General features: G+C 67.5%; 14 protein-coding genes. 4 read left to right on the forward strand and 10 right to left on the reverse strand.

All coding sequences use genetic code 11. The features are described from left to right. Positions 1–2: 2 nt before the first annotated feature. Genes G4Q83_RS10090 through G4Q83_RS10100 form a run of 3 tightly spaced genes read right to left on the reverse strand, consistent with a single transcriptional unit; the run spans position 3 to position 1929 of the window. On the reverse strand, positions 3–956 hold the full coding sequence (locus G4Q83_RS10090; protein ID WP_484621042.1) for a PilW family protein: 954 nt from the start codon (positions 954–956) through the stop codon (positions 3–5). Then, positions 953–1414, reverse strand: a complete 462-nt coding sequence (gene pilV, locus G4Q83_RS10095) for a type IV pilus modification protein PilV (protein ID WP_128420820.1) — start codon at positions 1412–1414, stop codon at positions 953–955. The genes G4Q83_RS10090 and pilV overlap by 4 nt, the downstream gene beginning before the upstream one ends. 14 nt (positions 1415–1428) lie before the next feature. Next, positions 1429–1929, reverse strand: a complete 501-nt coding sequence (locus G4Q83_RS10100; RefSeq protein ID WP_246432379.1) for a GspH/FimT family pseudopilin — start codon at positions 1927–1929, stop codon at positions 1429–1431. 222 nt (positions 1930–2151) lie between these two features. On the opposite strand from G4Q83_RS10100, the gene G4Q83_RS10105 reads away from it, so the two are divergent. Then, a complete protein-coding gene (locus G4Q83_RS10105; protein ID WP_128420822.1) occupies positions 2152–3183 on the forward strand; it encodes a sensor histidine kinase in 1032 nt (343 codons plus the stop codon). Here G4Q83_RS10105 and ppnN read toward each other — a convergent pair. From ppnN to grxD, 5 genes are all read right to left on the reverse strand, one after another. Next, the gene (gene ppnN / locus G4Q83_RS10110) at positions 3173–4561 is read right to left on the reverse strand and encodes a nucleotide 5'-monophosphate nucleosidase PpnN (protein ID WP_128420823.1); all 1389 of its coding nucleotides are present in this window, start codon (positions 4559–4561) and stop codon (positions 3173–3175) included. The genes G4Q83_RS10105 and ppnN overlap by 11 nt on opposite strands. A 111-nt stretch (positions 4562–4672) precedes the next feature. Then, entirely contained in the window at positions 4673–7846 is a 3174-nt protein-coding gene (locus G4Q83_RS10115; protein WP_128420824.1) for a TonB-dependent receptor, read from the reverse strand. Between the two features lie 319 nt (positions 7847–8165). After that, positions 8166–8765, reverse strand: coding sequence for a YhgN family NAAT transporter (locus tag G4Q83_RS10120; protein WP_128420825.1), 600 nt, complete (start codon positions 8763–8765; stop codon positions 8166–8168). Next, positions 8762–9502 (reverse strand): SDR family NAD(P)-dependent oxidoreductase, encoded by a 741-nt coding sequence (locus G4Q83_RS10125; RefSeq protein ID WP_128420826.1) that lies wholly within the window; start codon positions 9500–9502, stop codon positions 8762–8764. Before G4Q83_RS10125 ends, G4Q83_RS10120 begins: the two co-directional genes overlap by 4 nt. Further along, positions 9499–9819, reverse strand: coding sequence for a Grx4 family monothiol glutaredoxin (gene grxD / locus G4Q83_RS10130; RefSeq protein ID WP_128420827.1), 321 nt, complete (start codon positions 9817–9819; stop codon positions 9499–9501). The genes G4Q83_RS10125 and grxD overlap by 4 nt, the downstream gene beginning before the upstream one ends. Positions 9820–9948: 129 nt before the next feature. Between grxD and G4Q83_RS10135 the strand changes: the two genes are divergently transcribed. Then, on the forward strand, positions 9949–10527 hold the full coding sequence (locus tag G4Q83_RS10135; RefSeq protein ID WP_128420828.1) for a Fe-Mn family superoxide dismutase: 579 nt from the start codon (positions 9949–9951) through the stop codon (positions 10525–10527). A 90-nt stretch (positions 10528–10617) separates the two neighbouring features. Here G4Q83_RS10135 and G4Q83_RS10140 read toward each other — a convergent pair whose 3' ends face one another. Next, positions 10618–11769, reverse strand: a complete 1152-nt coding sequence (locus G4Q83_RS10140; RefSeq protein WP_128420829.1) for a 5-(carboxyamino)imidazole ribonucleotide synthase — start codon at positions 11767–11769, stop codon at positions 10618–10620. Next, positions 11766–12269: a 5-(carboxyamino)imidazole ribonucleotide mutase gene (gene purE / locus G4Q83_RS10145; RefSeq protein WP_128420830.1), complete on the reverse strand. Its 504-nt coding sequence runs from the start codon at positions 12267–12269 to the stop codon at positions 11766–11768. The genes G4Q83_RS10140 and purE overlap by 4 nt, the downstream gene beginning before the upstream one ends. Positions 12270–12327: 58 nt before the next feature. Between purE and G4Q83_RS10150 the strand changes: the two genes are divergently transcribed. Further along, a complete protein-coding gene (locus G4Q83_RS10150) occupies positions 12328–12597 on the forward strand; it encodes a Trm112 family protein (RefSeq protein WP_128420831.1) in 270 nt (89 codons plus the stop codon). Further along, positions 12594–13472 carry a carboxylating nicotinate-nucleotide diphosphorylase gene (gene nadC, locus G4Q83_RS10155; RefSeq protein ID WP_128420832.1) on the forward strand — a complete coding sequence of 293 codons (879 nt, stop codon included), beginning with the start codon at positions 12594–12596 and terminating at the stop codon, positions 13470–13472. The genes G4Q83_RS10150 and nadC overlap by 4 nt, the downstream gene beginning before the upstream one ends. Positions 13473–13497: the final 25 nt, after the last annotated feature.

Raw genomic sequence — 13497 nt, forward strand, 5'->3', positions numbered from 1 at the left:
GCTCACGAATTCCTGTTCCTGATGCTCACGATCGTCGCGATATCGCGCGACAGCGGTGCGTTGTTGCTACCCATGGAGCTGCCTGAATTGACGGTCATGATGATCTTGACCGCGACCACGTTGGACCAATCCGAGATGGTGCCGGCTTTTTCATAGGTGTTTTTTTTGGCCTGCAAATACTCGAACTTCAGATTGGAGACGCCTTCTGCGATCTCGTGGGTGGCTACGCCGCCCGGCCCGAGCACGGTCTGGTAGAGCGATGTACCGCGCGCGTTGTCCGCCACGTACCATTGCACCGCGCGCAACTCGGTCAGTAGCGAATTCATCTCGTAAGTGTAGTTGTTGGAACCGGCAACACAGGCTCCCGGCAAACGCCCCAGTCGATTGCATGCGTTCAAGGCGCCGCTCGCATATGTCACGCTGGTCCCGGAGACGCCATTGGCCTGCAGTACTGCAAGCTGCTGCCGATCGCACAGCAGCATGACCGCATTGGCATGCAGATCGGGCGAGGCGGCGCTGAGGGTCAAGGTCTGGGCCGCGGCGTCGTGCGCGATGACGGTGGCGCCGCCAGTGCCGGCCGACAGGATCTGGACCGCGTCCGTGCCGGCTTTGGAATTGCCGCCCAAACTGCCATTGTCGAATCCCCGCAACGGCTGCGCCCAGTTCCTCCACCAGTCAGCCGTCGGATTGGACAACACGTTGACAACCGGCAGCCCGGAGTCGCAGGAATTGCCGCCGGCCTCGCGGATGTCGCGCGCCATCATTTCGAAGGCGATACGTGCCGATTCTTGGACCCGACTGAGACCCTCGGTCGTCGTATACGTTTTGCGATTGGACAGGAAGATACCGATCGCCGCGCCCACCACGAGCAGACCGAGCAGCATCGAGATCATCAACTCGACCAGGTTGAAGCCGGCCTGCCGCGATGGCGTTTGATGCAGAGAAGGCGTTTTCACAGTTGCGTCACCGTTCGAATGGTCTGCGTCTGGCCGGCCACTCCGGCCAAGTCCTTGGCACGGCTGTCGTCCCACTGCACGAGGACCGTGCATTCGCCAACCTTGCAGCCGATGGAACCGCATGCGGTGTCCGCATCCCCGAGCGCTTTTTTCAAGCCATTGATCCACTCGGCCTGGTCCCGATTGACCAGGGAATCGCCCTGGGGCGCTGCGCACATCAGGCCCGGGGTGTTGTAGCCGCCGACCAGCGCGACATCGCGATTAGCGCGCATCGCGTCCAGAATGGTATAGGTCTGCATGATCAGCTGGCTGCGCTGCATTGCGCTTTGATTGTTGCGCAGCGCCGTGGTCTGCATCGCGGCGACGCCCAGCATTCCGACTCCGAGTATCAGCACGGAAATCATCACTTCGATGAGGGTGACGCCGGCCATTTTCCTGCGGTCTTGGAATTTTCTCATAGCGTGTCTGCTTTTCAAGGAGCGGGCTGAGTCGAACATTTTCCGCCGCTGGACTCAGGTTTGGTGGAAACCCGGCTGCCTCCCGTCATGGAAACGGTGCGCACGTTGTCGGACGGGCTGGTCACCGGCATGCAAACGGTGATATCCATCGTAAGCGGCGCACCACTGCTGTCGCGGGCGATGCCATCGGCGCCGAAGGTGAGCTTGTCGTCCAGCGCATCCAGCACCGCGCTGGAAACCGACAGGCCGGTGCGCAGCGTACTGACCCGCAGCACGGTACCGTCGCGCGCCACCGTCAGCACACGGTTCCAATTGCCGCCACTGGCGCAGGCGTTGCCATCGTCGCTGCGGCACAGGCTGACCCCTCCGTTCAAACGGATCGCCTCCGAACGCGTCGCTTGCAAGCTGGCGACCAGTTCATTGGCGGTGCTGGTCAGCCGGCTGCTGCGGATGAGCGTGGCGAAGCTGGGGAGCGCCAGCGCCATGACGATCGCCAGCACAGCCACCGTGACCATCAGTTCTACCAAAGTGAATCCGCGCAGCCTCGATCTGGCGAGGCCCCGCCGCTCAGCAACGCACATACCGTTTCCCCAGTTTTCCTTGGACGAACGCTAACCGGGCGGTCGGCGCGCTGCCAGCGCCGGCCGACGGATGGCGGGAATCGGGGGCCGGACGGAGCGTGCGGCGCGGAGCAGCTGCGGGCATGATGCGCATGCCCCTCCCTTTTTTCGCCTTCGATGCCCTACCCCGCCTACTCGAACGACCAGTTGCAAGCGCTCAAACGACCGTCCACTCTCATCTGGATCGTCATGGCAGGCGAGTGCATCGCCGCCATCTTGGCGCTGACACCGAGCCAGGGTTCGACGGGAGACCGCTGGGTCTACTTCGGGCTGGCGTCGCTCGGCATCCAATGGGTGGCGCTGCTGACCTTGGCCAGCCTACTGATGCTGCGCCGCGCATTGGCCGGACGCAGCATCCTGCTGACCACCGCCGCCACACTAGGCCTGATGCAGTTGCTGACCTGGCTGATCAGCGGCGTCATCCTGTCCGCATTCGGTGGCTATTGGCAGCTATCGACCACGACATGGCTGACGCTTTCGCTGCAACTGTCCGGCATCGCGCTGCTGATCGGCCTGCTCGGCATGGCCGCGCTGAACAACCACATCCGCATCAAGCAGTTGGTCGAGCGCGCCAAGCAGGCGGAGATCGACGCGCTCACCGCACGCGTGCAACCGCACTTCCTGTTCAATACACTCAACACCGCCGTCATGCTGGTGCAACGCCAACCGCAGCAAGTCGAGCAGATGCTGATGGATCTGGCCGATCTGTTCCGCGCCGCGCTGGCCACGCCCGACCTGGTCAGCCTCGGCAACGAAATCGATCTGGCCAAACGCTACCTGGACATCGAGGCCATTCGCTTCGGACCGCGCCTGCGCGTGCGTTGGGAACTGCCGTCGCCTCTGCCTCCGGCCAGGATCCTACGCCTCTCGTTGCAACCCCTGGTGGAGAATGCAGTACACCACGGCATCGAATGTTCGCCCGATGGCGGCGAGATCGGCATCGCCATCACCGAAGTCCGCCATCAGCTGCGGATCGTCGTCAGCAGCCCATTGTCCCTTGCCGGTTCCGCTCCTCACTTGAATCGCGGACACGGGCTGGGATTGTCGGCTTTGCGAACGCGCCTGGAGAGCATGCAGGGCGCCCTGCTGACCACCGGCCAGGAGAACGATGCCTTCGTGGCGAGGATCAGCATCGACCTCAAGCCATGACCCGATAGCACGGCCGGTACTCGCCGGAGATCTTCATCCGGCGCTGCTCGACGAATGCGCGCAGCAAGGCGTCCAGGGCCTGCATCATGTCCGCGTCGCCATGAATCTCGAATGGGCCGTACTGCTCGATGCGGCGCATGCCATCCTCCTTGACGTTGCCGGCGACGATGCCGGAGAAGGCGCGGCGCAGATCCGCGGCCAGCGCGTGCGGTGGGCGTCCGTGGTGCAGGTCGAGCGCCGCCATCGCTTCGTGGGTGGGCGCGAACGGGCGCTGGTACTCCAGCGGAATGTCCACCGACCAGTTGAAGTAGAACGCGTCCTTGTGCTCCTTGCGATGCGCGCGTACCTGCTGGATGCCGTCGGCCATCTTGCGGGCCACCGCGACCGGGTCGCCGACGACGATCTCATAGCGCGAGGTCGCCGCCTCGCCCAGGGTCAGACGCAGGAAGCGGTCGATCTGCGCGAAGTACGGAGCGGCGACGGTCGGGCCGGTGAGGATCAGCGGGAACGGCAGGCCGCGGTTCTCCTCGCGCAGCAGGATGCCGAGCAGGTACAGGATCTCCTCGGCGGTGCCGACCCCGCCGGGGAACACGACGATGCCGTGGCCGATGCGGACGAAGGCCTCCAGGCGCTTCTCGATGTCCGGCATGATGATCAGGTGGTTGACGATCGGATTCGGCGACTCGGCGGCGATGATGCCGGGCTCGGTGACGCCGATATAGCGGTTGTCGTGTTTGCGCTGCTTGGCGTGGGCGATGGTGGCGCCCTTCATCGGCCCCTTCATCGCGCCCGGGCCGCAGCCGGTGCAGATGTCCAGCCCGCGCAGGCCCAGCTCGTAGCCGACCTGCTTGGTGTACAGATATTCGTCGCGCGAGATCGAATGGCCGCCCCAGCACACCACGAGCCCGGGATCGGTCGGCTGCAGGATGCGAGCGTTGCGCAACTGCCCGAACACGGCATTGGTGATGCCTGCGCTGGATTCCAGGTCGGCGGCCGAATCCGGCCCCAGCTCGATGGCCATGTAGGCCAGGTCGCGTACCACGGCGAACAGCAGTTCGGCCACGCCGTGGATGAGCGCGCCGTCGACGAACGCCATCGCCGGCGCGTTGCGCAGATCGATACGCACGCCGCGGTCGCGCTGGACGACCTGGATGTCGAAGTCGGGGTACAGATCGCGCGCGGCGCGCGGGTCGTCGGACGCGCTGCCGCTGGTCAGCACCGCCAGTGCGCAGCGCCGCAGCAGCTCGTGCAGGCCGCCGCTGGAGGCATCGCGCAGACGCGCCACTTCCGCGGGCGAGAGGATGTCCAGGCTGCCGCGCGGGTAGATCCACGCATCCACCGCCGGCAGCGCCCGCGCTGCCGTATTGCTGATCGTCATATCCGGATTCTTGGCGTTGTCGTCGGCCGGAGACTTTAGCGTCAGCCCATGCAAAAGAAAACGGCCGGGTCGCCGCGGCCGCTTTCCCGTGTCGCTGCGGTTGCGCCGGAATCAGAACTGATAACGGAAGCCGACCTGCAGCGACCAGCGCGAGATGCCCTTATCGTCGTATACGCTCAGGCTGTCGGGCGTATTGAAGCGGTACACGTACTTGCCAGTGGCAGGATCGATGCCACCGTACTCGGCGATGCCGCGCATCCCCGGGAACGCCACTTCTTCCACCTGGCCCCATTTCTTGTTGAGCAGGTTGCCGACGTTCATCACATCGACCCACAGCGAGGCCTTGTTGCCGGCGAAGAAGCCGGGCAGCTCCTGCTCGATGTGCAGATCGAACTGGTCGACCCACGGGTCGCGCGCGGCGTTGCGCTCGGCCACCTGGCCGCGGTGCGCCTTCAGGTACTCGTTGCCTTCGACGTACTTCCAGAACGCGGCCTCCTCCGCCGCCGAGCCGAACTTCACGTCGCCCGGGCCGGCCGGGATGTACAGCAGGTCGTTCAGGCGACCGTCGCCGTTGGCGTCGTTGTCGAACACGTAGCTGTAGGGCCGGCCGCTGCGGCCCTGGTAGACCAGGCCGACCTTGGTGCTGTAGTCGCCGAAGAACGCGTGCTTCCACTGCAGCGTCGCCAGGAAACTGTTCTTGATCTCGTAGGAAGAGGTCGCATTGACCTGCTCGTTGGCCTGGAACACCGCGGCGTTGCCCAACTGCGAGCTGGAGGTCGAATTGGTCAGCGGGCTGACCTCGTCGGCGTTAGTGTAGGTGTAGTACAGCCCCCACGACCAGTCGCTGTCGTTGAACGGCTTGTTCAGGCCGACGGTCATGCTCTGGCTGCCGCCCTTGCTGGTGGAACGGGCGATGATCGCGTCGTTGTAGGCGCGCAGGCGGTTGGCGCGGGCCTCCACCGACACTCCACTGGGCTGCGCGCCGTTGACGTTCCAACTGGCCGGGTTGCGGCCGGGGGCGTTCCAGTAGATGGCGCGGCCGTCCTGGCCGAGCGCCGTCGCCGCGCCCAGATTCAGCTGCTGGTAGTAGATCGCCTCCTCCACCGAGGTGACCACGGTCTCGATCGAGCCGACGATGCCGTACCACGGCAGTTCGGTGTCGAACGCCAGGTTGGCCTTCCACACCGACGGCTGGCCCAGGTCCTTGTCGACGAAATCCACCGATTGGCTGGCGCCGACCCGACCCACCGGCTGATTGTTTACATCGGGGGTGAAGCGGATGCCGCCGGTGGCGACCGCCGCGGCGCTGGGGAAGTTGTAGTCGGTGTAGGCCAGGCCGGTGTTGGAATACGGGTTGGACAGCCACACCGAGGCCGCGGCGCCCTGGAACAGGCCCACGCCGCCGCGCAGTTGGGTCGGGCGCTCGGCGTCGAAGGTGTAGTTGAAGCCGAAGCGCGGCTCGAACAGGCCGTTGCCGTCGATGGTGGCGTCGTTGCGCACGCCGAACGCCGCCGAGGCGGCCGCGTTGAACTGCGGGCTGTCCTTCACCATCGGCTCGTCGTAGCGCACGCCGAAGGTCAGGGTCAGGTTGTTGTCGACCGCCCAGGTGTCCTGCACGAACAGGCCGAGGTTGCGGATGCCCCACTTCGCGGCGATGTCGTCGATGCTGCCGGAATTGGGATCGGAATAGCGGTAGGCGCTGGGACGGTTGTTGCGGTAGTCATCGATCGAATTGAAGGTGTAGGAACCGAACACGCGCTGCGCGAACAGGTTGTTGATGTCGTTGTCTTCGTAGTCGAAGCCGAACTTCAGCGTGTGCGCGTCCAGGAACAGGTTGCCGGCGAAGAACCCATTCCAGGTCTTGGTGCGCAACGCGTTGGCCTGGGTGCTCTGCTCGGTGCCGAAATTGACGAAGCTGTTGCCGACACGCACGGCGACCGCCGGCAACCGCGACGCCGGGTTGCGCACCGCCGAGTAGTCGCGGTATGACACCTTGGCTTCGGTCGAGAACGCCTCGGTCCAGTCGCTGAACAGCTGGCCGCTGTAGGTTTCCAGATCGAAGTCGCGCACGTAGTGGTAGGAGTTCAGCGCCAGCCCCGAGGAACTGAAGCCGTTCAAGTTGGCGGTGCTCTGCTCGGACTTGCCGTAGCGCAGCGAGGCGCGGTGCTTGTCGCTGATGTTCCAGTCCAGCTTGACGCCCTTTTCTTCCGAGTCGGAGTTCAATGCCGGCAGCGCCAGCGTGCCTGGATCGAAGCCGTAGACGTTCCTGGAGATAGCGACGACTTGGTCGACCTGGGCCTGGGTGATGTTGACGATGTTGCTGGCGCCCGAACCGATCGGGCCGAAGTCCGAAGCACCGGTGAACAGGCCCTTGCCCTCGTACTTCTCGTAGTTGACGAAGAAGAACAGCGTGTCCTTGACGAGCGGGCCGCCCAAAGTCAGGCCGTAGGTGCTCTCGCTGTCGAACAGCTTGGGACGCACATCATTGCGGTTCTTGCCGGACCAGTCGTTGTCGCGGTAGGTGCCGTAGACCGAACCGTGGAACGCGTTGGTGCCGGACTTGGTGACCGCATTGATCACGCCGCCGGTGCCGCCGCTGATGCTGACGTCGTAGTTGGCGACGTCGACCGAGATTTCGTCGATCACGTCCATGGAGAACGGCTGGCGCGGCGTCGGCAGGCTGTTGGATTCCAGGCCGAAGGCGTCGTTGGTGCTGATGCCGTCGACGCGGATGGCGTTGTAGCGCGGATTCTGCCCGCCCACCGAGATCTCGTTGCGCGACTTGTCGGTCTGCGACACGCGTGGATCCAGGCGCACGTAATCCTGCAGATTGCGGTTGATCGAGGGCAGCGATTCGATGTCCTCGCGGGTCACGTTGGTGCCGGTGCCCATCTTGTTGGCGCTGAACACCGCCGAGCCGCCGCTGCCGGCGATCGCCTGCACGGTGCCGAGAGTGGAAACGTCGGCGCCCAGCGTGGCGTCGACTTCGTTCACCTTGTCCAGGTTGAGGTAGACCCCTTCGCGGGTCGTGGTGCCGCCGGAACCGCTGATGACGATGGTGTACGGACCGCCGACGCGCAGACCGCGCGCGTTGTATCGGCCGCTGGCATCGGTGACGGCGCGGCCGACGGTGCCGGATTCGACATGGGTGATCGTCACTTCCGCGTTCGGGACCGGCTGGCCGCCGGCTCCCACCACCACGCCGGCGACGCCGGCGGAGGTGCTCTGCGCGAACACTGGCGCGGCGGAGAGTGCGGCGAGGAGGCCAAGGGCGAGCTTGGACATCCGGAGACGGCTGGATTGGATCATGGCGATGGACTCAATGGGAAGTTGACGAAATGCGCATATGCCAACCGTGCCAGCGAGCGCACGGCAGCGGAATGACGTCCGTTGGCTCTTGCTGGCCCCCGCAAGAGTTAACGAGAGATTAACATCATAGAGGCGCTTCGTTGCCGAAAAGTGACAGCCATGCTCCAACGAACATAGGGCGATCCATGTCGCAGTTCTCGGCGATAGCGGCCGCCTTTCCGGATCGGTGCGAATGCAGGGCGCGTACGGTTTCCAGGCCCACCTCGCGCATCGCCGGCCACGCCGACGCGGCGGCTCAACCGGGGACCGGCAATTTCAGGTAGACGCTGATCCCGTCCAGGAACATCTGCACCGAGATCGCGACCAGCAGCATGCCCATCAGCCGTTCGACCGCGGTCAGCACGCGCATGCCCAGCAGCTTGTACAGCAGAGTGCCGGAGAACAGCAGCGCCGAGGTGCCGAGCCAGGCCAGGATCAGCGCCAGGCTCCATTCGCCCAGGCGCGTGGGCTCGTTGCTGCCCATCAGCATCACCGCAGCCATGCCCGAGGGCCCGGCCACCAGTGGGATCGCCAGCGGCACGATGAACGGTTCGCCGTCGGGAATCTCGCCCATCAGCCCTTCCGGTCGCGGGAAGATCATGCGGATGCCGATCAGGAACAGCACGATGCCGCCGGCGATCGCCACCGATTCCTGGCGCAGGTGCATCACGTCCAGCGCGTACTTGCCGCCCCACAGGAACGCCATCAGCACGCCCAGCGCGATCAGCAGTTCGCGCGCCAGCACCACGCGCTGGCGCTTGGCCGGCAGCGGCTTGAGCACGCTGAGGAACACCGGGATGTTGCCCAGCGGATCGAGGATCAAGAACAGCAGCAGCGCCGCCGACAGGATGGTCATGCCAGAGGATTCCAGATCGCGCCGCGGTGCGCGGCGCCGGCGGGCGAGAGCAGTTCCACGCAGGCGGCGGCATAGCGTGCCGGATCGCGCGCGTCGAGGTCTTCCTGATGGGTGTAGGCGCGGGCGCGCAGCGCGGTGCGCATCGGCCCGGGTTGCAGCCCGGCCACGCGTACCGCCGACGCGGCCAGTTCGCCGTGCAGGGTCGCCAGCAGGCCGCGGCGGCCATGCTGGGCCGCACCGTAGCCGCCCCAATAGGCCTGGCCGACGCGCGCCGGGTCGTCGAGCGCAAACACGATCGCCGCGTCCGGCGCCTGCTTCAGCAGCGGCAGGCAGCCCTGGGTCAGCCAGGCCGCTGCGGTCAGGTTGACGTGGATGGCGCGCGCGAACTGCGCCGGGTCGGCATGCTCGAGCGGAGTCAGGCCGGCGAAATCGGCGGCACAGTGCAGCAGCCCGTCCAGCCGTCCGAGTTCGGCGTGCACCCGTTCGGCCAGCGTCGCGTAGTCCTGCGGCGTGGCGCCGAGCAGGTCCAGCGGATACAGCAGCGGCTGCGCGCCGCTTGCGGCGATCGCGTCGTAGACCCGGTTCAGCCGCGCCGGCTTGTGTCCGAGCAGCAGCACCGTGGCGCCGGCCTGGGCGCAGGCCAGCGCCGCGGCGCTGCCCAGCCCGCCGGCGGCGCCGCTCACCAGCACCACGCGCTGCGCCAGCACGCCCGCGTGCGTTGCCGCTGCGGCTGTCACGGCTGGTAGGCCTCGGCCACGATGCGCTGCAACTCGCCGGATTCGAACAGTTCCATGGTGATGTCGCAGCCGCCGATCAGTTCGCCGTGGATGAACAACTGCGGGAAGGTCGGCCAGTTCGAGTGGCGCGGCAGATTGGCGCGGACCTCGGGCTCGTCGAGTACGTTGACGGTATGCAGCCGGTCGGCGCCGGCGGCCAGCAAGGCGTGCAGTGCGCGGCTGGAAAAGCCGCACATCGGATACTGCGGCGTGCCCTTCATGAACAGCACGATGGGGTGGCGTTCGACGTCGGCCTGGATGCGCTCCATCACCTGCATGGGGTTCTCTCCTGCTGGGGCGAAAGAACGGACCTCGGCGGTCGGCTAGGCTTTCGCGTAGCCGCATAGTGTAAGCCCTGCGCGCGGCGCTACCGAGACGCGCACCCGAAACCGCTTCCGAGGAACCGCATGGCCATCGAACTCGCCCCCCTGCCGTACGACCGCGCGGCGCTGGCGCCGCACCTGTCCGCCGAGACCCTGGACCACCACCACGGCCGGCACCAGCGCGACCTGGTCGCACGGCTCAACGCGCAACTCGCCGGCGGCGAATTGGCCGAACTGCCGCTACAGGACCTGGTGCGCCGCGCCCAGGGCCGTCTGTTCCAGCACGCCGCCGAGGTCTGGAACCACGCGTTCTACTGGCGCGGACTGCGCCCGCGCGGCGGCGGCGAACCGGGCGGCGCGCTCGGCGAGCGCATCGCCAAGCGCTTCGGCGACTTCGCCCGCTTCCAGGCCGATTTCCAACGCATGGCGCTGGCCGTGTTCGGGTCCGGCTGGATCTGGCTGGTGCAGCGCCCGGACGCCACGCTGGCCCTGGTCGCTACCGGCAACGCCGGCTCGCCGCTGACCGGGGAGGATCTCCCGCTGCTGGCCTGCGACCTGTGGGAACATGCCTATTACATCGACTACCGCGGCGACCGCACGCGCTACCTGGAGGCGTTCTGGAAGCTGGTGAACTGGGAGTTCGTGGCGGCGAACATGCGCTGAGGCGGGGATTGGGGATTGGGGATTGGCCGGAGCCGGTTGCCGCGCAGCCGCAATGGCACCCGGGCCCGGTGTAAACGCCGCGGCGGCGGCTCAGCGCAGCGCCTGCAGCGCCGCGATCACCGGTGCGACCTGGGCATCGCGCCGCAACTGCGCACCGGCCACCTGCAGCGCCTGCGCCAGCGCGGCGGGCGTGTCCTCGCGCAACGTGGCGTGGCCGACCTTGCGGCCTTCGCGCGGCTGCTTGCCGTAGTCGTGCCAGTGGCCGCCGGCCTGCGCCAGCACCGGCGCGGCGTCGGGCAGCCGCCCGATCCAGTTGAGCATGCAGACATGGCCGCGCATGCGCGTGGATCCCAGCGGCAGGCCCAGCACCGCGCGCAGATGGTTCTCGAACTGTGAGGTCTCCGCGCCTTCGATGGTCCAATGGCCGGAGTTGTGCACCCGCGGCGCCATCTCGTTGGCCAGCAGTTCGCCGTCGCGGCAGAACAGCTCCAGCGCGAACACGCCTACGTACTGCAAACGCTCGGCCAGCGCCCGCGCATGGACGATGGCGGCCTGCGCCAGCGCGGCGTCGGCCTGCGCCGGCGCCAGGCTGGCCGACAGCACGCCCTGCACGTGCCAGTTCTCGGTCGGCGGCCAGGTGCGGAACTCGCCGTCGCGGCCGCGCACCGCCACCACGCTGATCTCGCGCTGGAACGGCACGAAGGCTTCCACGATCAGGCCCACGCCCGGCGCCTGCGCGCCCAACGCGGCCCACGCCGCGTCGGCGTCGGCCGCGGACGCGATCCGGAACTGGCCCTTGCCGTCGTAGCCCAGGCGCCGGGTCTTGAGGATGCACGGGGTGCCGACCCGCGCCAGCGCCGCGTCCAGTTGCCGGCGGTTGTCGACCGCGGCGAAATCGGGCACTGGAATGCTCAGCTCGCGGAACAGGATCTTCTCGGCCAGGCGGTCCTGCGCCACCGCCAGCGCCTGCGGGTTCGGGAACACCGGCACCTGCCGCGCCAGCCATTCGGCGCTGGCCGCCGGCACGTTCTCGAAATCGAAGGTGGCCACGTCGACTTTCGCCGCGAACGCGGCCAGTGCCACCTCGTCGTGGTAGTCGCCGACCTGCAGCGGCGCGACCTGGCCGGCGCAGGCGTCGGCCACCGTATCCAGCATCACGAAGCGCAGGCCCAGCGGCGCGCCGGCCACGGCCAGCATGCGCGCCAGCTGGCCGCCGCCCAGAATCCCGACGGTGGTGGTCATTGGCGCGGGTCGTCCTTGGCCGTCACCTCGTCGGTCTGGCGCTGGCGGAAATCGCCCAGGGCGGCGGCGATGCCGGCATCCCCGGCGGCGAGCATCGCCGCGGCGAACAGCGCGGCGTTGGCCGCACCGGCATTGCCGATCGCGAACGTGGCCACCGGGATGCCGGCCGGCATCTGCACGATCGACAGCAGCGAGTCCATGCCATTGAGCGCCTTGGACTGCACCGGCACGCCGAGCACCGGCACCGCGGTCTTGGCCGCGAGCATGCCCGGCAAGTGCGCGGCGCCGCCGGCGCCGGCCACGATCGCGCGCAGGCCACGCGCGGCCGCCGCCTCGGCGTAGGCGAACAGCACGTCCGGGGTGCGGTGCGCCGACACCACCTTCACTTCATAGGGCACGCCCAGCGCATCGAGTTTCTGCGCCGCATGCTGCATGGTCTCCCAGTCGGAGCGGGAGCCCATCACGATGCCGACGAGCGGCGCGGTTTGCTTGGAGGCCATGGCCGTCCCCTGCCTTAAAGACGTATTCTAGCCGCCTTCCACGCAAGACGAAGACCGGATGGACCGCAAACTGCTCGACCTGCTGTGCTCGCCCGATACCCGCCAACCGCTGGCCCTGCTGGATGCGCGCGGCCTGGAGGCGCTGAACCGCGCCATCGCCGACGGCGGCGTGCAGCGCGCCGACGGCAGCCCGCAAGCGCAAGCGCTGCGCGAGGCGCTGGTCACCCGCGACCGCAAGCAGGTGTTCCGCGTCGACGACGGCATCCCGGTGCTGCTGGTCGAAGAAGCGATCGGCACCGCCCAGCTCGCCGACTTCCCGGCCAGATGAGCGGCGCCGCGGCGCTGCCGCAGGCGCCAGCGCAGGACCTGATCGACGCCGACGTGGCGCGCGCGCTGGCCGAGGACATCGGCAACGGCGACGTCACCGCCGCGCTGCTGCCGGACCGCGCCGACAGCGCCTACCTGCTGTGCAAGCAGGACGCGGTGATCGCCGGCCGGCCCTGGTTCGACGCCTGCCACCGCGCGCTCGACCCGCAGGTCCAGATCGACTGGCGCATCGCCGAGGGCCAGCGCGTGACCGCCGGCACCGTGCTGGCGCTGTTGCATGGGCGCAGCCGCGCGCTGGTCAGCGCCGAGCGCGCGTCGCTGAACTTCCTGCAGACCCTGTCCGCGACCGCCACCGCCACCGCCGCCTACGTGGCCGCCGTCGCCGGCACCGGCGCGCACATCCTCGACACACGCAAGACCCTGCCCGGCCTGCGCCTGGCGCAGAAATACGCGGTGCGCTGCGGCGGCGGCGGCAACCACCGCGTCGGCCTGTACGACACGGTGATGCTGAAGGAAAACCACATCCACGCCGCCGGCTCGCTGAGCGCGGCAGTGCATGCCGCGCGCGTGCAGTGGCCAGGACTGCCGCTGGTGGTCGAGGTGGAAACGCTGGTGCAATTGCGCGAGGCGCTGGCGGTCGGCTGCGAGCGCATCCTGATCGACGACTTCGACGCGGCGCAGCGCCGCGAGGCGGTGGCGATCGCCGCGGCCGCGCCGTTCCATGGCGCGATCCCACTGGAGGTCTCCGGCGGCGTCGATCTGCACAGCGTGCGCGCAGTCGCCGCCGACGGCGTGGACTGCATCTCCATCGGCGCGCTGACCAAGCACGTGCAGGCGGTGGACCTGTCGCTGAAGCTGGGGCCGCCACCGCACTGACTTCACGGCCGCGGCCACGCCGCTT

It is taken from the genome of Xanthomonas theicola, assembly GCF_014236795.1.
Classification (GTDB): domain Bacteria; phylum Pseudomonadota; class Gammaproteobacteria; order Xanthomonadales; family Xanthomonadaceae; genus Xanthomonas_A; species Xanthomonas_A theicola.